Genomic DNA, 24438 nt, shown 5'->3' on the forward strand with positions numbered 1-24438 from the left:
TGTCTGGCCAATTTCCGTCAGCCGGTCAGCCAATGTCTCCCGCCCAGACCAATCAGCAGGACCGCTCCGAGAAACGCGATCAGGAATATCCCGGTCCATGGCATGAAGCCCACCCGGTCTAGATCGCGGCGGCGCATGCGGCGTCGCTCGGCGAGGCTGGCGATAGCCGCGACGATGGCCAGCACGGCGCCGGCACTGAGCATGATCTGATCGCCCTGTTCCATTCCCTGCACTTGCCCCGAAGTGCACGTGAGTTAAAGCACCTTGCGTGCGCTCTTCCCCAAACTCCCTCCCGACGCAGCCCGCCTCGCCTACCCAGGGCGAACGGCCTCACAATCCCCTGCTGGCCATCGGGCTCAGACTGGGGGCGACCTTTGCGCTGGCGACGATGTTCATGCTGATCAAGCTCGCCGGTACGCATGGCGTCTCGATGCCCGAACTGATGTTCTGGCGCCAGGCGGTCAGCGTCCCCCTGATCGCAGGCTGGCTGGCGATGTCGCGCCAGCTCGGCAAGCTTGCCACCCGCCGCCCCGTCGCACACGCCGGACGTGCGGCGGTGGGGACGCTCGGCCTGTTCTGCAACATCGCCGCCTCGACCCTGCTACCGCTGCCGGTCGCGACGACATTGGGCTTCACGGCACCGCTCTTCGCCGTGCTCATCACCGCGATCATCCTGCGCGAACACGTCGGACGCTGGCGCTGGACCTCGGTCGTGGCCGGCTTTGCCGGTGTACTGGTTATTGCAGGCCCCGGCGAGATCGCCGACGTCCCGACACTGGGCATCGTCGCTGGGCTTGGCGCCGGGGTGATCGTCGCCACCGTCAGCTTCCAGATCCGCGATCTTGCGCGCACCGATACACCGATCTCCATGGTGTTCTGGTTTGCTCTGTTCGGGATGCTGGGGGCGAGCGTTTTCCTGCCCTTCTATGGACGCATCCACGATGGCGAGGCCTATCTGATCCTGCTCGGTGTCGGGCTTGCTGGTACCGTCGGCCAGTTCTTCATCGCCGCCTCGCTACGCCATGCCCCGGTCGCAACCGTCGTCGTGATCGACTACGTCTCGCTCATCTGGGCGACGCTGTACGGCCTTGTGATCTTCGACAGCTGGCCACCGCACACCACCTGGCTCGGCGCGCCCCTGATCATCGCTGCGGGAATGATCATCACCTGGCGCGAGCACTTCCTCGCCAAGCGCGTATCCCCCACGTCCTCGCTCGACTCGGGGGCACTGGAGGAAGCAGCAGACGAAACCGACCCCGACATGCGCCGCGGAACCTGACCGCCAGATCGGTGTTTCTCCCGATACCTGCCGGGCACTGAGCCGGCGAGACAAGGAAGGAAGACACCATGATCCGCAAGATCGTATTTGCCTGCCTCGCGGGCTCCCTCGCGCTCGGCGCCAGCGCTTGCAACACCGTCAAGGGTGCTGGCCAGGACATCGAATCGGTCGGTCAGGCTGGCGACGAAGCCATCAACTGACCAAATTCGAGAGCCGGAAAAGCGCCTCACGCCACCGAGTGCACTTTTCCGGCTCTCGATCCGCACTGATCGATCGTGACTGTCGATCATTGCACACGGCGACTTTTGCGCAGGAATGTTCCGCTCTAGTCTGGTGTCCTCGTTTTCAGGATGGACCCGCCATGACGGACAGCAAGTCACCCCGTTTTCACAGGATCGCTATCACCCTCGCACTCGGCGCCATGCTGGTGGGAACCGCTGCGTGCAACACCGTGAAGGGTGTGGGTCGTGACCTCGAGAGCGCTGCCGACGCGGTCGACCGCGCCACCTGAAGCCTCAGTCCTCTCGCGGTGGCCTGCGATGCCACAGCGAGGCGAGAAGGCTCCCGATCAATACGTGCATGACCGCCGATATCGCGGCGGGAACCGGTGCAAGCGCGGCCTGCGCAGGCAGCGCGAACTGGCGCGCAAAGCTCGGGCTGGAGGCGAGGCTGGCACCAAGCCCACTGTTCTGCATGCCCACCTCGATGCTGATCGTACGCGCAGCGGCTTCCTCGAGACGCAGCAGCTTGCCCAGCAGGTAGCCGAGACCGAAACCCAGCGCGTGCAGCGTCGCCACCGCGGCAAGCAGCACGCCTGCATGGTCTGCGATCAACGGCTTCGAGCGCGCCACGATGGCCGAAACGATCAGCACCACGAAGAGCACCGAAACAAGTGGCGAGATTGCAGTCAGGCGGCGGGTCACACCTGGCACGAAGCGGTTGAGCGCGACCCCCGCGACCACTGGCAGCAGCACCACGGTCACCATCTCGCGAAACAGGCTGACGCGGTCGATCTCGATCCATACCCCGCCAAGCGCGCCGGTCAGCACGGGCGTGAGCACGATGGCAGCAAGTGTGGAGACGAGGGTCATCGTCACCGACAGCGCCACGTTGGCACGTGCGAGATAGCTGATGACGTTGGAAGCCGTTCCACCGGGACAGCAGGCGACGAGGATCAGGCCGACCGCGAGGCCCGGCGCAAGCCCCCAGACCTCGGCGGAGAAAAAGCCGGCGAGCGGCATCACGGTAAACTGGAGCAAGGCGCCCGCGATAACCTGCCGCGGCAAGGCGAGTACGCGGCGGAAATCGTCAGGGCTCAGGGTTAGTCCCATGCCGAGCATGATGATGCCCAGCATTACCGCGATCAGCGACTGCCCGAAGGGACGAACGCTGCCATCGGCGACCCAGGTGAAGTGTTCGGGTACGAACCAGGCCCAGGTAACACCCAGTACGGTCCACAAGGCGAAGAGCCTCGTCACGCGGTCCGCCATCGCCAGTCCCTCCCTTCATGTCGACCCACGCGTTCGCGCCGGGCCGATACGCAGCGAGGCGGGACACGCGTGCCCCGCCTCGCCATGTTTGCATGCCAAGCTCAGCTTTCGGCTGAGGCGTCCTTCCAGACGAGCACCGGCTTGCGTGCCGCGCGGGTCTCGTCGAGGCGACGGCGCGGCGCGAAGAACGGTGCCTCGTGCAGGCTCTCGTCGCCCGCCTTGGCACGCTCGGCGAGACTGCGCAGCGAGCCGATGAAGCGGTCGAGACCGGCCTTGCTCTCTGTCTCCGTCGGCTCGACAAGCATCGCGCCCTTGACCACCAGCGGGAAATAGACCGTCATCGGGTGGAAACCCTCGTCGATCAGACCCTTGGCGATGTCGAGCGTGGAAAGGCCATCGGCCAGCCCCGCGTCGCTGAACAGCGCCTCGTGCATGCAAGGCCCGCTCTTGCCGAAAGGAGCCTCGAGCAGATCATCACACGAGCGCAGGATGTAGTTGGCGTTGAGCACCGCGTCTTCCGCCACCTGCTTCAGGCCATCGTTGCCGTGGCTGAGAATATAGGTGAGCGCGCGGGTGAACATGCCCATCTGGCCATGAAAGGCGACCATGCGGCCAAAGGCGCTCTGATGCCCCTCGCCCCGGTTCTCTTCCTCGACGAGATGGATCGCCCCGTCAGCCCCACGCGTAACGAAAGGCAGCGGCGCGTAAGGTGCCAGCGCTTCCGAGAGCACCACCGGACCGGCACCGGGACCACCGCCGCCATGAGGCGTCGAGAAGGTCTTGTGCAGGTTGATGTGCATGGCATCGACGCCGAGATCGCCCGGACGCACGCGCCCGACGATGGCGTTGAAGTTCGCGCCGTCACAGTAGACGTAACCGCCCACCGCGTGAACGGCATCGGCAATCGCCTTCATGTCGGGCTCGAACAGGCCGCAGGTATTGGGGTTGGTGATCATCACGCCCGCAACGTCCGGCCCAAGCTTGGCCTTGAGCGCCTCGAGATCGACCCGGCCATCCGGGGTCGCCGGGATCGACTGGACCTTGAAGCCGGCAAAAGCAGCCGTCGCCGGATTGGTACCGTGCGCGCTCTCGGGCACGAGCACGATGTCGCGGCTTTCCCCGCGCGCATCGAGCGCGGCGCGGATGCACAGCAGGCCGCAAAGCTCGCCGTGCGCACCTGCCTTGGGACTCATCGCGACCGAGGCCATGCCGGTCAGCTTGATCAGCCAGTCGGCGAGCTGCTCGATCACTTCGAGCGCGCCCTCGATGGTCTTTTGCGGCTGGAGCGGGTGAACGTCGGCGAAGCCCGGCAGGCGGGCCATCTTCTCGTTCAGGCGCGGGTTGTGCTTCATGGTGCACGAGCCGAGCGGGAACGGGCCGAGGTCGATACCGTAGTTCTGGCGCGAGAGGCGCGTGTAGTGGCGCACGGTCTCAGGCTCGGTCAGGCCGGGGAGCGCGGGGGCTGCCTTGCGCAGGAACTTCGCAAGACCCGATGCAGGCTTGCGCGCAGGGGTGTCGAGATCGACACCGCACTTGCCCTCGCTGCCGAGTTCGAAGATCAGCGGCTCCTCGAGCATCAGCGCGCGATCACCGCTGGCAGTCGGAGCGCCAGTGCCCTCGCCGCCTGCTTCCTTCATGGTCGGGCGCCAGCCCGATGCGTTCACGCCGCTCATGCCGCCGCTCCTTCCAGGACTGCCGCAAGTTCGCGGGCAAAGGTCTCGATGTCCTCGTCGGTGACCGTCTCGGTCGCCGCGACGAGCAGGCCCTTGTGCAAGGCCGTCTCGGCCGGGAACAGGCGGCCGAGCGACACGCCGCCCAGAACGCTGCGCTCGGCCAGCTCGCGAACCACTTCGCGCGCCTCTGCCGGCAGGACCAGCGTGGCTTCGTTGAAGTAGGCATCGTTGAGCAGCGAGACGCCGGGAATCTGCGTGAGGCGCTCGACCAGAGCCTGCGCCCGGTCGTGGTTGACCGCCGCCAGACCGGCGAGGCCCTCGCCACCCAAGAGGGTCATGTGAATGCTGAAGGCCAGCGCGCAAAGACCTGAATTCGTGCAGATATTGCTCGTCGCCTTCTCGCGGCGAATGTGCTGCTCGCGGGTCGAGAGGGTGAGCACGAAGCCGCGCTTGCCCTCGGCATCGACGGTCTCGCCGCACAGGCGGCCCGGCATCTGGCGCACGAATTTCTCGCGGCAGCCGAACAGGCCGAGGTAGGGCCCACCGAACTGCAGGCCGACGCCGATCGACTGGCCCTCGCCCACGACGATGTCGGCGCCCAGATTGCCCGGTGCCTCGATCATGCCGAGTGCGACCGGCTCGGTCACGACGACGATCAGCAACGCCTTGGCGGCATGGGCAGCCTCAGCAATCGCCGCGAGATCGGGGATGCGCCCCATGATGTCGGGGTACTGCACGACGACGCTTGCCGTACCCTCGTCGATCGCCGCGATCACCGCAGCATCATCGGGTTCGGCAGACAGCTCGGGGGCGAGGCTGACGATGTCGTCCTTGGTGAACTTCGCCATGGTGCGCACGACTTCGCCGTAGTGCGGGTGCAGGCCGCCCGAGAGCACCGCCTTGCCCTTCTTGGTCACGCGCGCGGCCATCAGGATCGCTTCCCAGCACGCGGTCGAGCCGTCGTACATCGAGGCATTGGCGATGTCGGTGCCGAACAGCTGCGCGACCTGGGTCTGGAACTCGAAGAGCACCTGCAGCGTGCCCTGCGCGATCTCGGGCTGGTAGGGCGTGTAGGCGGTGAGGAACTCGCCGCGCTGGATCAAGTGATCGACCGAGGCCGGCACGTGATGGCGATAGGCGCCTGCGCCGAGAAAGAACGGCGCGGCCTCGGCGTTGAGGTTCTTGGCCGCGAGGCGGGACATGTGCCGCTCGACCGCCATCTCGCTGGCGTGGCCGGGCAGGCCTTCGATCGGGCCGTCGAGACGTGCCGCTTCGGGCACGTCGCAGAACAGGTCGTCGACCGAGGCGGCGCCGATGACGCCGAGCATGTCGGCACGATCGGTGTCGGTCAGGGGAAGATAACGCATCAGGCAGCGGTTCCTGTCGTTGGAAGACTTGCGCGCGCCGTATGCATCCCGCGGCGGCTATCGGGTTCGATCAGTGCCCGGCTGGCGGCGCGCCTCCGCGATGCGAAGAGGCGCGCCTGCATTGCCGGTTCAGGCAAGGCCCTGCGCATGCGGCGGCAGGGCCATGCGATCAGAGGCCTTCGACGTATTTCTTGTAGGCGGCCTCGTCCATCAGCTCTTCGAGTTCTGCCGCATCCGAAAGGGTGATGCGGAACAGCCAGCCGCCGACTTCGGCGTCGGTGTTGACCAGCTCGGGCTCGTCGGCGAGCGCGTCGTTGGACTCGGTGATGGTGCCCGAAACCGGGGTGTAGACGTCACTGGCGGCCTTGACCGAGTCGACGACGGCAACCGAGTCGCCCTTGGCGACTTCGCCCTCTTCAGGAAGGTCGACGAAGGTGATGTCGCCGAGCTGGCCCTGTGCGTAGTCGGTGATGCCGACGGTGCCGAGGTCGCCCTCGACTTCGATCCACTCATGGTCCTCGGAATAATAGGTAGGCATCGGGAAGGCTCCTCAGCGGAAATAACGGTTGGGAACGAAAGGCATCGGTGCGACCGTCGCAGCGAGACGCTTGTTGCGCACCTCGATGGTCAGCTCGGTCCCGTCGGCGGCGAGCGCGGTATCGACGTAGGCCATGGCAATGGGATGCTGCAGGCTCGGCGCGAAGCCGCCCGAGGTGACGACGCCGACCTCGGTCTCGCCGTGAAGCACGCGCGCACCCTCGCGCGCGGCCATGCGACCGGTCAGGGTCAGGCCGACGCGCTTGCGCGCGGTACCCTCGGCGATGTCGCGCTGCACGCGCTCGGCTCCGGGGAAACCACCTTCGCTGCGGCGACGCTTGTTGACGCCGAACAGCAGGCCGGAATCGACCGGACCGTGCTCGGGGTCCATGTCGTGACCGTAGAGCGGCAGCCCCGCCTCGAGACGCAGCGAATCGCGTGCGCCAAGGCCGATCGGGTGAACTTCGTCCTCGCCGCAGATCAGCGAGGCGACATGCGCCGCGGCCTCGCCGGGGATCGCGATTTCGAAACCGTCCTCGCCGGTGTAGCCCGAGCGGCTGATCCAGGCATCGACGCCGCCGAGCGTGAAGGCAGCGCCCTTCATGAACTTGAGGTCGGCAAGCGCGGTCTCGCCCTCGACCAGACGTTCGAGCACGGCGAAAGCCTTGGGACCTTGCAGCGCAAGCAGCGCGCTGTCGTCGAGGTGGTTGAGGTTGACCTCATCGGGCAGCAACTCGCGCAAGGTGCCGATGTCGTCCCACTTGGTCGCGCCATTGACGACGAGGTAGAAACCTTGTGCCCAGCGCGTGACCATCAGGTCGTCGAGAATTCCGCCATTCTCGTCGAGCAGCAGCGAGTAGCGCACCGAGCCATGCTTGAGCGTCGAGAGATCGATCGGCAGTGCAGCCTCAAGCGCGGCATCGAGATCGAGCGAGGCGCCCTCTTCGAGGCTGACGTAGAGCTGGCCCATGTGGCTGACGTCGAACAGGCCGGCGCTCTCGCGGGTCCACAGGTGTTCGGCCATGATGCCGCCACCCTCACCGTCGTACTGGACCGGCATCATGTAGCCGGCGAACTCGACCATCCGGCCGCCCTGCTCGCGATGCCAGGCATCGAGCGGCAGCAGCAAGGTCTCGATCGGTTCGAGACCTTCGGCCTCGTCGAGCGGATTCACGTCAGTGGAAGGCTTTTCACTCAAGGCACAACTCCGCACAGATCGGTAACACCATTAACAGGTGCCCCCTCTGTCACGGAAGCCTGAGAGTTTTCCCGAGGCAAGCCGGAATTCCGGCCAGTCGCGGTTACACCGTCGGCGGCCTGCCCCGAAATCGGGACGAGGCACTTTCCAGAGTATCGCTATCGACGGGCGCGGTCCTTTTGCCTGAGAGTTTCCGGGGCGGTTGCTCCTTCGGCGCCTCTTCGATTCCCTTCCCGGACAGGTCCGGTCGCGAATCGGCGAGATCTCTCCCGCGCTGCCAGCGATTGACCGCGCATTGCTGCACACGGCGAAGCCTGTCAACGCCGCACGCCCCCAAAAAGACGCTATTCCCCGAAGCGAAGCTCCGCCCTTCGGATGCCGTCGTATTCGTGAACGAAGCGCCCTTTCGCGTTCTCGAGCGCGAGGCCGAGCAACGAGCGCCCCATCCTTATCGCGCGAACAGAGCGGAAGCGGCGCGCCTTGCCGTGCAGCACGGCAAGATTGGCAAGTGGCCCCAGAATTTGCCCCAGCCCCTCGAGTTTGCGCTTCTCGGCGCGCTTGCCAAGCAGGAGGCCGGGGCGAACGACGTCGAGTCGCTCGAAGCCCAGTTTCATGAGCGCGACCTCGGTCTCGCCCTTCACCGAGAGATAGAAGTTGCGGCTCGCGCTGTCCGCGCCGACCGAGGAAACGAGCACGAAGTGCGCAATCCCGCAGGCGCGCGCTGCCCTTGCAGTTGCGAGCACGAGATCGTGATCGACGGCGCGAAACGCCTTCTCGCTGCCTGCGCGCGCGATCGTGGTGCCCAGCGCGCATACCAGGACGTCGGCCCGGGCGGCCTCGATCAGTTCGCCCCAGCGCTCTGGCGCACCGACGAGCACTTCCATGCGTGCCCCCGCGGGGAGCGGCACTTCGCCGCGCGCGACCGCGATCAGGCGCAGGTCGTCGCGCCCCACCGCCGCCGCCATGACCGCGGAGCCGACGAGCCCGCTCGCCCCCACGAGACAGACACGCCGTACGGTCATGGTATCGCGATCCTCTCAGACATTGCGCAGGCCATCGGGCGTGCGCCCGTAGATGCGCTCGTGGCAGGTAATGGCGTAGCGGTCGGTCATTCCCGCGACGTAGTCGGCGATGTGGCGGCTGCGCTCGGGTTCCTGGCGCGGCATGTGATCGAGCCAGCTCTCCTCCATCAGCACCGCTTCCTGCGAGTAGGCGGAGTAGAGCTCGGCCAGCACGGCACGAGCCCGGCGCGCGGTCTCGAGCTGCTCGGGGTGGTAGTAGAGCTTCTCGTACATGAAGCGCTTGAAGGCACGTTCGCCCTCCTCCATCTCGGGCGAGAAGGCGATCAGCGCCCGGCCCGCGGCGCGCACCTCATCGACGCTGGTGATCCCGACGAGGCGCTTGCGGCTCTCGGCGACGAGATCGTTGACCATCGTTCCGATCTGGCTGCGCAGCAGCTCGGCCAGCTGGCGCTCGACCGGAACGCCGGGATAGCGCCGTTCGACCGCGGCCCAGTTCGCCTCGATGAACGGGTGTGCGAGCAGTTCGTCGAGATCGAGGAAACCGGCGCGCAGGCCATCGTCGATATCGTGGTTGTCGTAGGCGATGTCGTCGGACAGCGCGGCCACCTGCGCCTCGAGCGAGGCATGGGTGCCAAGGTCGAGATCGTAGGCCGCATTCAATTCGGCGAGAGCCCAGTTGGGGTTCTCGACCGGGCCGTTGTGCTTGGCGAGGCCCTCGAGCATTTCCCAGGTCAGGTTGAGCCCGTCGTGCTCGCAATAGGGGCTGTCGATGCGCATCAGCGTGCGCAGCGTATTGGCGTTGTGGTCGAAACCGCCCGCCTTGTGGAGCGCGGCATCGAGCGCATCCTCCCCGGCGTGCCCGAAGGGCGGGTGGCCGATATCGTGCGCGAGCGCGAGGCCTTCGGTCAGGTCCTCGTCGAGGCCGAGGATGCGTGCGATGACGCGGGCAATCTGCGCGACCTCGAGGCTGTGAGTGAGGCGCACGCGGTAATGGTCGCCATCGGGCGCGATGAAGACCTGCGTCTTGTAGCGCAGCCGCCGGAAAGCGATTGAGTGGATGATGCGATCGCGGTCGCGCTGGTAGGGAGAGCGTTCGCCGCGGGCGAGGCCGTTCTCCATCGCGAATTCGCGCCCGCGCGAACGGGCCGGATCGGAGGCGTAGGGTGCTAGCGTCACGCTGGTCAATATTCCCGTTCTTTGCGCGGTGGGATGAAAGGAGCCCCTAGCGGGCCAGACCGGTCGAACACAAGACCGCCGCGCGTGTCGTGACCCGGATCGTCACCGGATCCTCGATGCCGCTCGCGGCCTCGCGCAAATCACGCAAGCTATGCTTCTCGCCCTCGAGCGAACGCAGTGCGATGAGTTGTGGCACCGAAAGCTCGCGCGCCATGCGCCCGGCAATGCAGGCGGAGACGCCCTCGCCCATGCCCGCCTCCTCGAAGGCAGAGCGCAGGTGCCACTCGGCGATGGCGGGGGCAGCGTAGTACCAGGCAAGGGCGGCGAGCGCGGCAAGCACCGCAAGGCGAACGAGCATCTTCATCGCCCCGCGCCGTGCCCGCAGCGCAGCCGCGCGTCAATCGGGACATTGCCGTGAGTGCTCATGCTTCCCTCACTTCAGCCAGAGCAGGAGCGCGATACCTGCCAGCGAAGCCGCGATCGAGGCGAACAGCGGCCCTGCCGCGCGCCAGCGCAGCATTGTGCCTCCGGCCAGGGCAAAAGCCAGGACGCCCTTCACCGCAGTGTTGGCGAGAACCGGCACCGCGAGAAGGAGACCGGCCTGATCGGGCTCCATGAGGTCCATCGGCAGTCCCGCGAGAGTGAGCACGGCCGCATCGACGTCCCACATCCCGGTGAGACCCAGCACGACGACGATACCCTCGTCGCCGAAGCGCTCCAGCGCCCAGCGCGCAGGAATGGCGACGATGGCGACAGCGCCCGCGAGCAGCAGGGCCGGGCGGAAGTCGAGTGGGTTGGCCAAAGCGATCGCCTCGCCCTGCCCGCCAGCGCCAGTGCCGCCCCCCGAACGCGCGGCTAGCCAGGTCACTGCCCCGCCCACCACGAAGCCGGGAGTCATCGCCAATGCCAGCGAGGCACTGGTGTATGGCACGAGCAGGATCGCGAGCACCTGCACGCGCGCGAACATGACCAGCGATGCAATCCCGATGCCTGCGATGAGCGCGCCTGCCGGTCCGTCTCCGGTATGGAGGCGACGCGCATAGGCCAGCGTCACCGCTGTCGAGGAAACCAGCGCGCCGAACAGCGCGGTGATGACGATGCCCTTGTCAGCCCCGAAGCGCCGCCCGACCACGTAACCGGCAAAGGACAGGCCGAGAACCACGACGACGACCATCCAGATCTGGCGCGGGTTCCAGGCATCGAACGGTCCGTAGCCTGCATCCGGGAGCAGCGGCAGGACGACCAGCGCGACGATGGCAAAGCGCGCGATCGCCTCGACTTCCTTACGCTCGAGCCCCTTGAGCATGGCATGAGCCCGCCCGCGCGAGGCCAGTACCAGCGTGACGACAGCGGCAACTGCGAGCGCCTCGCTCACCAGCCCCTCGCCCGCGAGATAGCCCAGCACGAAAGTCATGATCCCGGCCAGCGTATTGGTGACCGAGAGGCTGGTCCTTTGCACCAGCTCGCCGCGATAGCCGAGAACGAGCGCGGCCACCACGCCAAGGCCCATGACAAGGCCCAGCGCCTGCGGAACACGCGCGGCAATGCCGCCGGCAAGCCCGAGCAGGCCGAACGTGCGCAGCCCGCTGACCCGGCCACCGTCCGCCGCCTCGCGCTGGCTCCAGCCACGCTCGATGCCGATGAGGATGCCAACCCCGAGAGCCGCCGCAAGAACGCGCAGCAAGTCCATGTCGAAACCGGTCACCGCGCCGATGCTCTGGACGCGAAGGACCTGTACCGTGATACCTGCGCTGTCATGTAAATAGCCCGCCTGTCCCTCAGTTCGGACCAGCTGCCATGACGCCCCCGCGTCGAGCCCTGCCCACCGACGCTTTGACGCGGGCAGGCGCGGCTCGTCAATGCAAAACGAGGCGCCCTTCGACGGGCGCCTCGCTCCATTGTATCCTGAGTTGCGCGGCGCGTCCCTGACGGGCGGCCCGCAGGCGGATCAGTCGTCCATGGCCTTGACGATGTCCTCGACCATCTTCTTTGCGTCGGCGAGCAACATCATGGTCTGGTCCATGTAGAACACGTCGTTGTCGACGCCGGCATAGCCCTGACCGCCCATCGAGCGCTTGATGAAGAAGATCGTCTTGGCCTTGTCGACGTCGAAGACCGGCATGCCGTAGATCGGCGAGGACTTCTCGGTCTTGGCTGCCGGGTTCACGACGTCGTTGGCACCGATGATGAAGGCAACGTCGGCCTGCGCGAACTCGGAGTTGATGTCCTCGAGCTCGAAGACCTCGTCGTAAGGTACGTTCGCCTCGGCCAGAAGCACGTTCATGTGCCCGGGCATGCGGCCCGCAACCGGGTGGATCGCGTACTTCACGTTGACGCCCGCTTCCTTGAGCACGTCGCCCATCTCGCGCAGGGCATGCTGGGCCTGCGCGACCGCCATGCCGTAGCCCGGAATGATGATGACGTTCTCGGCTTCCTTCATCAGGAAGGCCGCGTCCTCGGCCGAGCCGCGCTTCCACGGCCGCTGTTCGCCGCTGGCACCGCCACCGCCGCCGCCCGAAGCGTCGGCACCGAAGCCGCCGGCAATGACCGAGATGAAGGAGCGGTTCATCGCCTTGCACATGATGTACGAGAGGATCGCACCCGAGGAACCGACGAGCGCGCCGGTGATGATCATCGCGGTGTTGTGGAGCGTGAACCCCATCGCCGCGGCGGCCCAGCCTGAGTAGGAGTTGAGCATCGAGACGACCACCGGCATGTCCGCACCGCCGATCGGGATGATCAGCAGGAAGCCGATCACGAAAGCGGCGAGCGTGATGCCGAGGATGAGCATGCCCTCGCCCGGCCCCGCGCTCTCGCTCATCGCATAGACCGCGACCGCGCCGAGAATGCCGAGCAGGACCACCAGATTGATGGCGTGACGTCCGGGCAGCAGGATCGGCGCACCGCCCATGTTGCCGTTGAGCTTGAGGAAGGCGATGATCGAGCCCGAGAAGGTGATCGCGCCGATGGCGATACCAAGACCCATCTCGATGCGGCTGGCGACCATGATCTGGCCCATCGGATCAAGGATCTCGAAAGCCCCCGGGTTGAGCCAGGCCGCAAGTCCCACCAGCACCGCGGCAAGGCCGACGAGCGAATGGAATGCAGCAACGAGCTGTGGCATCGCGGTCATGGCGATGCGCCGGGCAATGACGAAGCCGACGATACCGCCGAGGAAGATGGCGATAGCGATCTCGGGCAGGCTGGCGATCTCGTGGGTGACAAGCGTCGTGACGACAGCGATACCCATGCCGATCATGCCATAGCGGTTGCCCTGTCGGCTGGTGGTGGGGTGCGACAGCCCGCGCAATGCGAGAATGAAGCAGATGCCGGCAACGAGGTAGGCAAGAGCCACCCAGGGATTGACCGGCGCGTGACCGGAAGCGACATCCGCTGCCGTGTCGATGGCGAGCCCCGGCATTGCCGAGGCGAGAAGACCGGATGCCGTCATCACTTGGCCTCCTTCTTCGCAGGCTTTTCCTTCTTCTTGTACATCGCGAGCATGCGTTCGGTGACCGCGAAGCCGCCGAAGATGTTGACGCTTGCCAGTACGACTGCAGCCAGCCCCAGCCACTTGGCTCCGGGGACCCCGGCAGCAGCACTGGCGACCAGCGCGCCAACGATGATCACGGAAGAAATCGCGTTGGTCACCGCCATGAGCGGCGTGTGCAGCGCGGGCGTGACCGACCACACCACGTAGTAGCCGACGAAGCACGCCAGCACGAAAATCGATAGAATGCTTATGAAGTCCATGTGGACTACCTCCCCCCTCAGCCGAGCAGTCGCTCGTTGACCACCTTGCCGCCCTTGGTCAGGCGGATGGCATTGCCGATTTCCTCGTCGAGGATCGGTTCCCCGGCTTCCTTGTCCCAGAAGGCGGAGAGAAAGTTGAACAGGTTGCGTGCGAAAAGCGCGGACGCGTCGGTGGGCAGATGTGCGGGCGTGTTCGACAGCCCGATGATCTTGACGCCATGCTTGACCACCAGTTCGTCGGCGACGGTGCCCTCGACGTTGCCGCCCTGAGGCGCCGCAAGATCGAAGATCACCGAACCCGGCTTCATCGTCGCGATCTGCGCATCGGTGATGAGGCGCGGGGCAGGACGCCCCGGGATCAGCGCGGTAGTGATGACGATGTCCTGCTTGGCGATGTGACTGGAGACCAGTTCGGCCTGCGCCTTCTGGTACTCCTCGCTCATCTCGGTGGCATAGCCGCCCGAGCCCTCGCCCTCGATCCCCGCGACGTTCTCGACGAAGATCGGCTTGGCGCCGAGCGACATGATCTGCTCTTTGGTCGCAGAGCGTACGTCGGTCGCCGAGACCTGCGCACCGAGACGTCGCGCGGTGGCGATGGCCTGTAGCCCCGCGACACCCACGCCCATGACGAAGCACTTGGCGGCACTCACCGTGCCCGCCGCGGTCATCATCATCGGGAAGGCCTTGCCATAGGTATTGGCCGCCATGAGAACCGCCTTGTAGCCAGCAAGGTTCGACTGGCTCGAAAGGATGTCCATCGACTGCGCACGGGTGATGCGCGGCATGAACTCCATCGCGAGAGCCTCCAGACCAGCGGCGGCATAGGCATCGACGCGGGAACGACCGACGCCTTCGCCCTTGCCGAAGGGATCGAGCCCCGCAACGACCCAGGCACCGGGCGCGACGTTACCCAGCAGCGCGGGGTCCGGCCCCTGCACGCCAAGCACGATCTGCGCACCGGCAGTTACCTCTTCGGCAGAACCGATGGTCGCGCCTGCGCTGCGAAACGCCTCGTCGGAAATACTGGCGTGGTCGCCTGCGCCGCTTTCCACGGCAACCGCTGCACCCAGCGCTGTGATCTTCTTGACGGTCTCGGGCGTCGCCGAGACACGCGTCTCTCCTTTGGCGCGTTCCTTCAGGACCGCGACCTTCCTCTCCCCAGCCATGTAGCCTGCCCCCTGTTCAATAAGTCAGGAGGCGATCAGGCCGACCACGAACGCCGTGATCAGAATGACTGCCGCCGTTCCCCAGGTCGCGCCCTTGATGAAGCCCGCGTAGGTCGACTGTGCCGATTTGATGTTGTTGCCGGTTGCCACTTGTCATCTTCCCCAACTGTTTCCTTATCTCTTGGTTCGTAGCCGCTGACAGGCGTGCACTCAAGCACAAGCGCACACCCCGCGACTCCAGACATGACCACTATTCACAGCGGCCCGTCTCAGGTCGATTGGCAGAAGGAATAGGAGGCTTTATGCTCTGAGTTATGGGGGTTAATCCCGTCTTTACCGGCGTGGCATATATCTTCATTCCCGTTCGAAGGGGCCGAGGGGAATAATCTAAGTCATGGCGGAATTGGAACAGCGCCTGCTAATGCTCATCGACGATGAGCCGGCGCAGACCCGGTTGATCTCGACTCTAGCATCGCGCGAAGGCTGGCGTACGGTTGTCGCGCAGGACGCGGAAACCGCGATAGCGACGCTGGGCACGCGGCAAGGCATGCAGCTCTCTGCGATCATCCTCGACCAGTGGGTTCCGGGCGACGACACCTGCAACCTCATCGGTGAGCTGAAGTCGCGCCGGCCCGCGCTGCCTATCCTGGTGCTGACTGCGTCTACCTCGCCGCTGCTGGCCGTGGAAGCGATGCGCGCCGGAGCGAGCGATTACCTCGTCAAGCCGGTCGCGCCCGAACGGCTGATGCACGCCCTGCGCTCGGCGACGACACGCGAGGCACCGCGCAACGAGCTTGCCCCGCTGACCGAGAAGATGCCGTCCAATCCCGATTTCGAATCGATGATCGGGGCCGCCTCGAACTTCCGCAAGGCGCTCGCGGTGGCAGCCAAGGCTGCGCGCAATCACGGCTCGGTGCTGATCGAGGGCGAGAGCGGCACCGGCAAGGAAATGCTGATCCGCGCGATGCACGCCGCCTCGCCGCGAGCGCGCATGCCGCTGCGCATCGTGAACATCGGCGGCATTCCCGCCAACTCGATCGAATCGGTTCTTTTCGGCCACGAGAAAGGCGCCTTCCCCGGTGCTTTCGAGCGTCAGGTCGGCGCGATGCAGCATTGCGACGGCGCCACGCTAGCGCTCGACGAGGTCGACCGCCTGCCGATGACGGTTCAGGAGCGGCTGCTTGAATCCATCCGCAAGTCCGACGTGAGACCGATCGGCGCGCGCCATTCGTTCCGCATCGACCTACGCATCATCGCGGCGAGCAATTTGCCGCTGGCCGATCTCGCCGCTGCCGGCTGCTTCATGCCCGAACTGCTCGAAGCGCTCGGCCACACCAAGATCGACCTGCCGCCCCTGCGCGAACGCGTTGCCGACATTCCGGCGCTGACCCGCTTCTTCCTCGCGCGCATCGGCGAACAGCCGGGCCTGCGCGAGCTGGGCATCACCGATGGAGCACTCTCGCTGCTCGCCGCCTACGACTGGCCCGAGAACGTGCGCCAGCTTCAGGCGGTACTGTTCCGCGCGGCGGTCTTCTGCGACGGCGATGCGCTGACCTCGGAAGACTTCCCGCAGCTGCTCAACATTCTGGGTTCGGGACCAAGCAACGTCGCGGGCAACCCGATGCAGGAAAGCTCGGGCGTCATGCTCTACAAACCCGACGGCAACCTGCGCCCGCTGGTCGAAATCGAGGCCGACGTCATCCGCCTCGCCATCGGCCTCTATCGCGGCCGGATGACCGAGGTTGCGCGCAGGCTCGGCATCGGTCGCTCGACGCTCTACCGCAAGCTTGCCGAACTGGGCATCGACAACGCCGCCTGATCCTGCAAGACTTGCACGGCAATCAGGCAAAGGAGTTTCCCTCGTTGGTCCAGTGACACCGCCATAGGCGGGTGATCCTCTGAAATCTTGCCGAAGCTGCGCTGCGATCGAGACAGTGCAGGGTCTGGCTCATGACCAACGATCTTGCGGGAAGCTCCTTTATGCCCGAAGTCCAACCCACAGCGCCCTTTGCCGAGCGCAGCATTCTCGTCACCGGCGCCGCGTCGGGTATCGGCGCTGCGAGCGTCTACTGGCTTTCCCGGCGGGGCGCGCGCCGTTTCGTCCTCGTCGACCGGGACGAGCCGGGCCTTGCCGCGCTCGCCGCAACGCTCGATCCCGCTTGCGAAACCAGCCTGTTCGCAGGCGACGTCGCCGATCCGCAATTGTGGGACGAAGCCGCAAGCGCCTGTACTGCAGGCCTCGACCATGCCGTGCTAAATGCGGGCATCGCCGACGCAGCCATGATCACCGACCTCGATTTCGCGCAATGGCGCCGGGTCTTGGCGAGCAATCTCGATGGCATGGTGCTCTCGTTGCAATGCGCGCTTCGGACAATGCGCGACGGTGGCTCCATCGTCCTCACTGCCTCGGCCAGCGGCTTCAAGGCGGAGCCGGGGACCGCTGCCTATGGCGCGAGCAAGGCCGGTGTTCTCCAGCTCGCCAAGGTCGCTGCCAAGGAGGCCGCGGCGCGCAATATCCGCGTCAACGCCATCGCGCCGGGCGGTGTCGACACCGCGATCTGGGATGGCGTGCCGATGTTCGAGGACCTCGTGCGCGAACATGGCTCGCGCGAGGCCGCTCTCGCGGTAATGGCCAACATGGCAACGCCGCTCGGCCGCTTTGCCCGCGCCGAGGAAATCGCCGCCCAGATCGGTTTCCTGCTCGGTGACGAGGCCGCGACGATAACCGGAGCAAACCTCGTCAGCGACGGAGGCTACAGCCTCTGAATGCGCGTGCTCATGCAGACCAGTCGATGGACTGCGTGAGCAGCGCTTCGCCATCGGTGCGGTAGAGCGTCAGGCCCAGCTTGCGCGCTGCCCAGTCGATCGCGACGCCGCCGAAGTTGGCATCCCCGACCATCGGCCCCACGCGATCGGCATCGGGCTCGCGCCGCGTCGCTTCCTCGTTGCTGGCGTTGGGCTGGTTGAGCGAGCTCGAGGTGATCTCCCAGAGGCCTTGCGCGAAACCGTCTGGCCTGGTGCAATAAATCCCGCCGACGTGCCGGTCGCCCGAGAGCAGTGCGAGGCCGCCTCCGGCGCGCCCGGCCAGAGTGCGGTGGAGCCGCTCGCGCTGACGAGGCATGAGCTGCCAACCCTCCCAGCGATGCGCATCCGAACTCACCTGGATCGAGGAAACGACCAGACGGAAGTCTGCGGGCCTTGCCAGCTCGCCTGCAAGCCATGACCACTGCTCGTCGCCGAGCATCCGCGTTTCGGGCCGATCATCGAGGATGTAGCGCCCCGGAAGCGGCAGGATCTCGCCGGGTGCGGGCGGCGTCCAGGTCGAACGGTTGACCCGGGTATCGAGCAGGATCACCTGCAACCGACGACCCTCTGGCCCATAGATGCGCGCGTGGTAGGCGCCCTCGTGACTGCGCACGTCCTCGGGCGCGTCCCAGAAGGTCTCATAGATGTGTTCGGACCAGCGCTTGAACGGAAAGTTGCCGCCTGCGTCATTGAAACCGAAGTCATGATCGTCCCAGACGGTGAGCATCGGAATCTTGCGGCGGAAGCGGTCGAACTGGGGATAGGCGGCGAGCCGCTCGTAAGCTCGGCGCAGCGAACCGAGGTCCGCGCCACCGTCCCAGCCCGGATCGCCGTAGACGTTGTCACCGATGTAGAGGAACAGCTGCGGATCACGCGCTGCAATGACGTCCCAGAATCCCTGATCGCGCACTTGGTTGTTGCAGCTGCCGAAAGTGAGCCGAGTGACCTCAGTCGTGGGATCGAGCACCGGATTGGGCGCGGCGCGGGGCAGTTCGACGCTCTTCTCGAGCTCGCGGTAATAGGGATCGAGCAACAAGGCAGCCGCGTCGCCGCCGGGCGTGGAGGCCTTGGCGGCAGTACCGGTAATGGCAGCAACCGCACTGGAGCCAAGGGAGAGAAGCGAACGACGCGACGTGCTGATCATGCACGCGCTGTTCCATCTTGCGATGACGGTTTCAAGACGGCTTCAACGAAAGAGCCCCGGCACCTCCTGCAAGGTACCGGGGCTCCTGAGAGTATGAGGATGATTGCCGGGGAATGCCTCGGCCAATCCCATCAGTTCTCGAGATAGACGCGCGGGACGCGATAGCCCTTCTTCGCCATGTACTCGACGTAGTCCTGACGGTTGTCCTTCAGCTCATAGGCGAATTCACTGTATGCATCGCGCGTGTCCTCGAGATCGCTTGCGCGGCGCAGGTCGCTCGCGAGCTCCTTCTGGGTCTCGGTGACGTTGATGCGGTAGTCGAACCAGTGCGAATTCTCGACCCCGCCGATGGGCGACTTGATAATGCGGGCCTGTTCCTGCTGCGCCATCTGCTGCTCGACGGTCATCGGCACGGCAGCAACGGCCATGGTGGCGGGAATGGCAAGGGCCGCAGCGGCGGCAGTGCGAAAAATGGTCTTCTGCTTCATGGGGTTGTCTCCCTTTCTGCTTCAACTCGGCCGGCGCGATTGCCAGCGTTTGATGGAGAAACGGGCGACAAAGGATTTTCGATCAAGTCGGCTCGACGAACTGCAACACTGATGCGGCGACCAGAGGTCTGTGCTGCCTATTGCACAGACCTCTGCAGCCCCGTTCAGCCAGGAGAAATTCCCGGTTCACCGCGGCGCAAGCTTTGTGGCGAATTGAAGAGCTAGCGAAAGCCTCAGACAGGCAGCTGGCGGAAGTCGGTCAGTGCCTCGTCACGCATTCCGCGCCAGACACGCAGTGCCTGAACGGTATCGTAGACGTCGTGGACGCGTACGATCTGGGCCCCCGCCTCGACCGCCTTGAGGGCGAGTGCGACCGAGCCACCGAGGCGCTGGTGCGCGGGCGCCTCGTTCGAGAGCGCGCCGATCATCCGCTTGCGGCTGGCCCCGAACAGGATCGGCTGGCCAAGTGCATGGAACAGCGCGAGCCCGTTCATCAGAGCGAGGTTCTCGGCCAGGGTCTTGCCGAAGCCAATGCCGGGATCGAGCAGGATGCGCTCGCGCGCGATGCCCGCCGCGACGGCTTCGTCGCGCGCCTGCCCGAGCCAGTCGAATACGTCGAGCAGGACATCGGCGTAGTTGCCGTCGGAGTGCAGGTCGTTGCCCTCGCCCGGAGCGTGCATCAGCACCACCGGCGCTCCGCTACGCGCCGCCAGTTCGCGGCTGCGCGGATCGTGGCGCAGCGCCGAGACGTCGTTGATGATCTGCGCGCCCGCCGCGAGCCCGCCTTCCATCACCGCCGCGCGGCGCGTGTCGAGACTGATCGCGGCACCTGCGGCGGCGAGGCGTTCGACCATCGGCACCACGCGCGCCAGTTCGTCGCCTTCCCACACCGCTGCCGCGCCCGGACGGGTGGACTCGCCGCCGATGTCGATGATCGCAGCGCCCGCCTCGAGCATGCCGGCAGCATGTTCGAAAGCGACTTCGGCGTTGTCGAGGAACCTGCCGCCATCGGAGAAACTGTCGGGGGTCATGTTGAGGATGCCCATAACCTGCGGCTGGTCGAGGCGGATGGTACGCGTACCCCCGCCCCTCAGCGCAAGCTGCAGCGGCGCATGGATCCGGCGCAGGTTCTCCCACTGCGCATGCCCCTGCCCGGCGAGATCAGCCGAGAGCCCAGCAAGCACTTGCGGCATGACTTCGGCGCCGTGACGCTCGCGCGAGATGACCCGCGCGCCCTCGCGCACGATGAGCGCGAAACGGCTGGCCCAGACCATCGCCCCGCCGAGCCGTACCGCCTCGCCCTCCTCGACCTGCGGGCTGTCGGCAAAGGCGATCGGGCGAATGTAGAGCTTGCGGGTCATGACGGAAGGCCCCTAGCGGATTGCCCTCAGAAGGGCGAGAGCCGGGTTGACGGCACCGGCCCCACTCCCCCACCCGGCGCTCCGACACTCGGTGAAAGCCGGGACGCCGGATGGGGAAGCAGGCCGGTGCCGCCGGGACCGTGTCGCAAGGACAGGGCCCGAACGGATAGCGGCCCGGCGCAAGGCCGGACCGTCAACAACTCACGGCTCGGTCGCGAGCAGGTAGAGCTGGCGAATGTCGTCGATTGGCTTGACCTTGCCTTCGTGCGCGATGTTCCAGAAGGTCCAGCCATTGCATGAAGGCGCGCCCTGCAGGTCCTTGCCAACACCGTGGATCGAACCCGAGACCGAGCCCGAGACCAGCGAACCGTCAGCGCGCACGACTGCCTCGAACTTGCCCTTCTTGGCCGTGAGGCGCGTACCGGGTGCAATCCAGCCGGTCTCGACCAGCGTGCCGAAGGCGACCTTGGGGGCCGAGCGCTTCGACTGCATCGTCTTGAGGCTGGACTCGTCGAGCGGCAGCGCCATCTCGATGCGCTCCATTGCCGCCTCGCGATAATCACCCTCGCGCTCGCAGCCGATCCATTCACGGCCAAGGCGCTTGGCGACAGCACCGGTGGTGCCGGTGCCGAAGAACGGGTCGAGCACGACGTCGCCTGCATTGGTGGTGGCGAGCAGCACGCGGTAGAGCAGCGCCTCGGGCTTCTGCGTCGGGTGGACCTTGCGTCCCTCCTTCTTGAGACGCTCGGCACCGTTGCAGATCGGCAGAACCCAGTCCGAGCGCATCTGCAGCTCGTCGTTCAGCGTCTTCATCGCGCGGTAGTTGAAGGTGTACTTGGCCTTCTCGCCCATGCTCGCCCAGATCAGCGTCTCATGAGCATTGGTGAAACGCGTACCCTTGAAGTTGGGCATCGGGTTGGCCTTGCGCCAGACGATATCGTTGAGGATCCAGAAGCCCATGTCCTGCATGATCGCGCCGAGGCGGAACACGTTGTGGTACGAGCCGATCACCCAGAGCGAACCTTCGGGCTTGAGCACGCGGCGCGCCTCGGTGAGCCAGTCGCGGGTAAACTGGTCGTAGGTCGCGAAGCTGGAGAACTTGTCCCAGTCGTTGGTCACAGCATCGACGTGACTGCCGTCGGGACGCGCGAGATCACCGCCGAGCTGGAGGTTGTACGGCGGATCGGCGAAGACCATGTCGACCGAGGCATCGGGAATGGTGCGCATCGCCTCGATGCAGTCGCCGGGAATGATCTGGCCGAGCGGCAGGAGCTCCTTCGGCGTCGGAGCAGGCGCCCTTGCCCGAATCCGCTCCTTGACCAGTACCTGCCCCATAAATGCTCCGCTCAAACTTGTGGAAAGAGCGCTAAAATGATTCGAACAGGACTCCGCGTCAAGGTGCGACTCGTTGGGAATCCTTGAGATTCGCGAACCACACGAGGAGAACAAAAGGAATCCGACACTAGATATCGAGTCATCAGGCAGGCCCAAGACTCAAGATATGGTGGGTGTGACTCGCCGGACTCACGGGGAAATTTTGTTTCACGCGCCCTTATGTTGCGCAATTTGCAACCATGATGCGGATGGTTGCATTTGCTTCAACCCGCCTCTTCGCACAGATGCCGGACCACGATGCTGCGCCGCAGCAAAACTTAATCGCGTACCCCGGTTCTCCGAGGCTTCGCGCGATCAACGCAAGCTTATCGAGGTCCACATCATGCTTTCCGGTCTCCCGCTCTACTTCGCCGCCCGCCAGAGGGTCCTGCTCGCCGAGCGTCACATGAGCGCGCTCAACAGGCCCGAGGCTGCACCCGCACCCAAGGCGAGCGCACCTGCAGCAGTGCCGCACTTCGAAGCCGAAGAACAGCGCAAGGCTGCCTGAGCGCGGCTCAGCCTTCGCTCTGCGTCCAATCGACGCAACTGACGCTCACCCTTTTCGCCAAGGAGACGGCAATGTTCTCGCTCATTTCGCTCTTTCTCGCCAGCCGCCGCGAGATCGTCCTGCCTCGCGACCTGGCAAGCGCCGCCCCCAAGGCCGAAGACGCGCACGCCCAGACGAACCTCACCCGCAAGGCTGCCTGAGCGCCCGCTCACCCCTGCGCGAGCAGCTTCGCCACCGGCGCGAAGCTGCGGCGATGGTGCGGCGTCGGCCCATGTTCGCGCAGCGCCGCCATGTGCACGGCCGTGCCGTAACCCGCGTTGCGCTCCCAGCCATAATGCGGATGCACCTGCGCCAATTGGCGCATGATCGCGTCGCGATGCTGTTTTGCCATGATCGAGGCGGCGGAGATCGCCGGCTCGCTGGCATCCCCGCCGACGATCGCCCTTGCCGGCCAGCACCAGCCCTCGCAACGCCCCTCGGGTGTCTTGTTGCCGTCGATCAGCACCATCTGCGGACTGATCCCGGCCTTCGCGCATAGGGCTGCGGTCGCACGCGTCATCGCCAGCATCGTCGCGCCGAAGATGTTGAGCCGGTCAATCTCCTCGACGTCGACCACCGCCACCGCCCACAGGCAGGTCTCGCGGATCTGCGCCTCGAGCGCAGCGCGGCGCTTCTCGGTCAGCTTCTTGGAATCGTCGAGACCTTGGGGAGCCCCCTTGCCAAGCAGCACCGCCCCGGCGACAACGGGCCCTGCCAGCGGTCCGCGCCCGGCCTCGTCGACGCCGATCACCAGCGGACCCGCCAATTCTAATGCGGGCTGCGTGCCCAGTGGGAAAGATGTCATGACCAGCGCGAAACTCCTGGGCGCCCTATCGCCGCTCGCCCCCGTCCTTGCAAGTCTTGCGCTCGCCAGTTGCGGCAGTGCGGCCTCGGGCGACGAACAGGCTGAAGCGGGCACTGGCGAGGTCGTCAGCGCACCCGAGACAGCCCCCTTCACCGTCGAGACCGTCGCTTCCTTCAACGAGCCTTGGGCGATGGATATCGACACTTCGACCCGCATCGCGATCATCACCGAGAAGGCCGGTACCGTGCGCCTGCTCGCGCCCGACGGCACGAAGGGATCGGTCAGCGGTGTCCCGAAGGTCGACTACGGCGGTCAGGGCGGGCTCGGCGACGTTGTCTTCGCTCCGCAGCCCGAGTGGAAACCGGCGAGCACCGGATCGCTCGATGGACGCGCGGTCTACCTCAGCTGGGCCGAGGCAGGCGACGGCGACACGCGTGGCGCAGCGCTGGGCCGCGCCACGCTGGCCTGCTCGGCACCGACATCGTGCGCCCTCGACGACCTGAAGGTGATCTGGCGCCAGACCCCCAAGGTAACCGGGCGCGGCCACTACTCGCACCGCATCGCTTTCAGCCCCGACGGCAAGTACCTCTTCGTCAGTTCGGGCGAACGCCAGAAGCAGCAGCCCGCGCAGGATACCTCGAATACGCTCGGCACGATCGTTCGCCTTCTTCCCGACGGCACGCCTGCGCCGGGCAACCCCTTCGCCGACAAGGGCGCGCCCAGCGACCAGATCTGGTCCTACGGCCATCGCAACGTGCTCGGCCTCGCCTTCGATGCCGACGGGCACCTGTGGGACCTCGAACATGGTCCCGCAGGCGGCGACGAGATCAACCTCGTCACCCCGGGCGCCAACTATGGCTGGCCGCTGGTCTCGGACGGCGACCACTACGACGGCAAGCCGATCCCGCGCCACTCCACCCGCCCCGACCTCGCCGCACCGGCGATCAGCTGGAACCCGGTCATCGCGCCCGGCGACTTCGTGATCTACCGCGGCGAGAAGTACGCAGGCTGGCAGGGCAAGGCGCTCATCGCCTCGTTCTCGGTGCCGGGCATCGTCGCCGTCTCGCTCGATGCCAATGGCTCGCCCGCGAGCGGCAACCCGACCGCCACGGCGCGCGAAGAGGCCCGCTACCCGCTCGACAACCGCATCCGAGAAATCGAGCAGGACCAGGACGGCACGATCTGGCTGCTCGAGGACGGGCCTGCTCCCGAAAGTGGTCATCTGCTCAAGCTGGTGCCCGCATCGCGGTAGA

Annotated in this window: 27 protein-coding genes and 2 riboswitches; of the genes, 8 read left to right on the forward strand and 19 right to left on the reverse strand. The window is 65.9% G+C overall.

All coding sequences use genetic code 11. The annotated features are described in order from the left end of the window. Positions 1-17: 17 nt before the first annotated feature. Positions 18-224 carry a hypothetical protein gene (locus I5E68_RS11360; protein ID WP_197163798.1) on the reverse strand — a complete coding sequence of 69 codons (207 nt, stop codon included), beginning with the start codon at positions 222-224 and terminating at the stop codon, positions 18-20. Between the two features lie 125 nt (positions 225-349). Between I5E68_RS11360 and I5E68_RS11365 the strand changes: the two genes are divergently transcribed. The 3 genes from I5E68_RS11365 (at position 350) to I5E68_RS11375 (ending at position 1790) form a co-directional block, all read left to right on the forward strand. Beyond that, positions 350-1279, forward strand: a complete 930-nt coding sequence (locus I5E68_RS11365; RefSeq protein ID WP_440590239.1) for a DMT family transporter — start codon at positions 350-352, stop codon at positions 1277-1279. A gap of 68 nt (positions 1280-1347) precedes the next feature. Continuing rightward, positions 1348-1479: an entericidin A/B family lipoprotein gene (locus I5E68_RS11370; RefSeq protein ID WP_197163800.1), complete on the forward strand. Its 132-nt coding sequence runs from the start codon at positions 1348-1350 to the stop codon at positions 1477-1479. A gap of 161 nt (positions 1480-1640) precedes the next feature. After that, positions 1641-1790: a hypothetical protein gene (locus I5E68_RS11375; protein ID WP_197163802.1), complete on the forward strand. Its 150-nt coding sequence runs from the start codon at positions 1641-1643 to the stop codon at positions 1788-1790. 4 nt (positions 1791-1794) lie between these two features. Here I5E68_RS11375 and I5E68_RS11380 read toward each other — a convergent pair whose 3' ends face one another. The 13 genes from I5E68_RS11380 to I5E68_RS11440 all read right to left on the reverse strand — a co-directional run bounded on the left by I5E68_RS11380 (position 1795) and on the right by I5E68_RS11440 (position 14811). Further along, a complete protein-coding gene (locus I5E68_RS11380) occupies positions 1795-2769 on the reverse strand; it encodes a bile acid:sodium symporter family protein (protein WP_197163804.1) in 975 nt (324 codons plus the stop codon). Positions 2770-2870: 101 nt separating this feature from the next. After that, positions 2871-4442 carry an aminomethyl-transferring glycine dehydrogenase subunit GcvPB gene (gene gcvPB, locus I5E68_RS11385; RefSeq protein ID WP_197163806.1) on the reverse strand — a complete coding sequence of 524 codons (1572 nt, stop codon included), beginning with the start codon at positions 4440-4442 and terminating at the stop codon, positions 2871-2873. Beyond that, the gene (gene gcvPA, locus I5E68_RS11390; RefSeq protein ID WP_197163808.1) at positions 4439-5809 is read right to left on the reverse strand and encodes an aminomethyl-transferring glycine dehydrogenase subunit GcvPA; all 1371 of its coding nucleotides are present in this window, start codon (positions 5807-5809) and stop codon (positions 4439-4441) included. The genes gcvPB and gcvPA overlap by 4 nt, the downstream gene beginning before the upstream one ends. Positions 5810-5978: 169 nt before the next feature. Continuing rightward, positions 5979-6347, reverse strand: a complete 369-nt coding sequence (gene gcvH / locus I5E68_RS11395; protein WP_197163810.1) for a glycine cleavage system protein GcvH — start codon at positions 6345-6347, stop codon at positions 5979-5981. Positions 6348-6359: 12 nt separating this feature from the next. Next, positions 6360-7520 (reverse strand): glycine cleavage system aminomethyltransferase GcvT, encoded by a 1161-nt coding sequence (gcvT, locus tag I5E68_RS11400; protein WP_197164795.1) that lies wholly within the window; start codon positions 7518-7520, stop codon positions 6360-6362. A 60-nt stretch (positions 7521-7580) separates the two neighbouring features. Then, positions 7581-7705: riboswitch (glycine riboswitch) on the reverse strand. After that, a riboswitch (glycine riboswitch) is annotated at positions 7706-7826 on the reverse strand. A 62-nt stretch (positions 7827-7888) separates the two neighbouring features. Continuing rightward, entirely contained in the window at positions 7889-8566 is a 678-nt protein-coding gene (locus I5E68_RS11405; RefSeq protein ID WP_197163812.1) for an NAD(P)H-binding protein, read from the reverse strand. A gap of 15 nt (positions 8567-8581) precedes the next feature. After that, complete coding sequence (locus tag I5E68_RS11410; protein ID WP_197163814.1) at positions 8582-9742, reverse strand: deoxyguanosinetriphosphate triphosphohydrolase; 1161 nt, start codon at positions 9740-9742, stop codon at positions 8582-8584. Between the two features lie 46 nt (positions 9743-9788). Next, positions 9789-10106, reverse strand: a complete 318-nt coding sequence (locus I5E68_RS11415; protein ID WP_197163816.1) for a hypothetical protein — start codon at positions 10104-10106, stop codon at positions 9789-9791. A 69-nt stretch (positions 10107-10175) separates the two neighbouring features. After that, the gene (locus I5E68_RS11420; protein ID WP_323982142.1) at positions 10176-11447 is read right to left on the reverse strand and encodes an MgtC/SapB family protein; all 1272 of its coding nucleotides are present in this window, start codon (positions 11445-11447) and stop codon (positions 10176-10178) included. 243 nt (positions 11448-11690) lie between these two features. Continuing rightward, complete coding sequence (locus I5E68_RS11425; RefSeq protein WP_197164799.1) at positions 11691-13163, reverse strand: NAD(P)(+) transhydrogenase (Re/Si-specific) subunit beta; 1473 nt, start codon at positions 13161-13163, stop codon at positions 11691-11693. A gap of 29 nt (positions 13164-13192) precedes the next feature. Then, the gene (locus I5E68_RS11430) at positions 13193-13495 is read right to left on the reverse strand and encodes an NAD(P) transhydrogenase subunit alpha part 2 (RefSeq protein WP_197163818.1); all 303 of its coding nucleotides are present in this window, start codon (positions 13493-13495) and stop codon (positions 13193-13195) included. A 17-nt stretch (positions 13496-13512) separates the two neighbouring features. Further along, positions 13513-14661 (reverse strand): NAD(P) transhydrogenase subunit alpha, encoded by a 1149-nt coding sequence (locus I5E68_RS11435; RefSeq protein ID WP_197163820.1) that lies wholly within the window; start codon positions 14659-14661, stop codon positions 13513-13515. Positions 14662-14685: 24 nt separating this feature from the next. After that, a complete protein-coding gene (locus I5E68_RS11440) occupies positions 14686-14811 on the reverse strand; it encodes an aa3-type cytochrome c oxidase subunit IV (RefSeq protein ID WP_197163822.1) in 126 nt (41 codons plus the stop codon). A 244-nt stretch (positions 14812-15055) separates the two neighbouring features. On the opposite strand from I5E68_RS11440, the gene I5E68_RS11445 reads away from it, so the two are divergent. After that, a complete protein-coding gene (locus I5E68_RS11445) occupies positions 15056-16480 on the forward strand; it encodes a sigma-54-dependent transcriptional regulator (protein WP_197163824.1) in 1425 nt (474 codons plus the stop codon). Between the two features lie 161 nt (positions 16481-16641). Then, the gene (locus tag I5E68_RS11450; protein WP_197163826.1) at positions 16642-17427 is read left to right on the forward strand and encodes an SDR family NAD(P)-dependent oxidoreductase; all 786 of its coding nucleotides are present in this window, start codon (positions 16642-16644) and stop codon (positions 17425-17427) included. A gap of 10 nt (positions 17428-17437) precedes the next feature. On the opposite strand, the gene I5E68_RS11455 is transcribed toward I5E68_RS11450, so the two are convergent. From I5E68_RS11455 to I5E68_RS11470, 4 genes are all read right to left on the reverse strand, one after another. After that, entirely contained in the window at positions 17438-18610 is a 1173-nt protein-coding gene (locus tag I5E68_RS11455) for an alkaline phosphatase D family protein (protein ID WP_197163828.1), read from the reverse strand. 131 nt (positions 18611-18741) lie between these two features. Further along, the gene (locus tag I5E68_RS11460) at positions 18742-19098 is read right to left on the reverse strand and encodes a hypothetical protein (RefSeq protein ID WP_197163830.1); all 357 of its coding nucleotides are present in this window, start codon (positions 19096-19098) and stop codon (positions 18742-18744) included. A 233-nt stretch (positions 19099-19331) separates the two neighbouring features. Then, positions 19332-20459: a dihydropteroate synthase gene (gene folP, locus I5E68_RS11465; RefSeq protein ID WP_197163832.1), complete on the reverse strand. Its 1128-nt coding sequence runs from the start codon at positions 20457-20459 to the stop codon at positions 19332-19334. 201 nt (positions 20460-20660) lie between these two features. Continuing rightward, the gene (locus I5E68_RS11470; protein WP_323982143.1) at positions 20661-21794 is read right to left on the reverse strand and encodes a site-specific DNA-methyltransferase; all 1134 of its coding nucleotides are present in this window, start codon (positions 21792-21794) and stop codon (positions 20661-20663) included. A 382-nt stretch (positions 21795-22176) separates the two neighbouring features. Here I5E68_RS11470 and I5E68_RS11475 point away from each other — a divergent pair, with 382 nt between their 5' ends. Both I5E68_RS11475 and I5E68_RS20275 read left to right on the forward strand, forming a co-directional pair. Next, positions 22177-22341, forward strand: coding sequence for a hypothetical protein (locus I5E68_RS11475; RefSeq protein WP_197163834.1), 165 nt, complete (start codon positions 22177-22179; stop codon positions 22339-22341). A gap of 71 nt (positions 22342-22412) precedes the next feature. After that, positions 22413-22541 carry a hypothetical protein gene (locus tag I5E68_RS20275; protein ID WP_267449897.1) on the forward strand — a complete coding sequence of 43 codons (129 nt, stop codon included), beginning with the start codon at positions 22413-22415 and terminating at the stop codon, positions 22539-22541. A gap of 8 nt (positions 22542-22549) precedes the next feature. Here the strand turns inward: I5E68_RS20275 and rnhB are convergent, their stop codons facing one another. Then, the gene (gene rnhB, locus I5E68_RS11480; RefSeq protein WP_197163836.1) at positions 22550-23185 is read right to left on the reverse strand and encodes a ribonuclease HII; all 636 of its coding nucleotides are present in this window, start codon (positions 23183-23185) and stop codon (positions 22550-22552) included. Between rnhB and I5E68_RS11485 the strand changes: the two genes are divergently transcribed. Beyond that, entirely contained in the window at positions 23184-24437 is a 1254-nt protein-coding gene (locus tag I5E68_RS11485; RefSeq protein WP_197163838.1) for a PQQ-dependent sugar dehydrogenase, read from the forward strand. The two genes, rnhB and I5E68_RS11485, sit on opposite strands and share 2 nt — an antisense overlap. The last annotated feature ends 1 nt before the right edge of the window (position 24438 follow it).

The organism is Novosphingobium aureum (assembly GCF_015865035.1).
GTDB lineage: Bacteria > Pseudomonadota > Alphaproteobacteria > Sphingomonadales > Sphingomonadaceae > Novosphingobium > Novosphingobium aureum.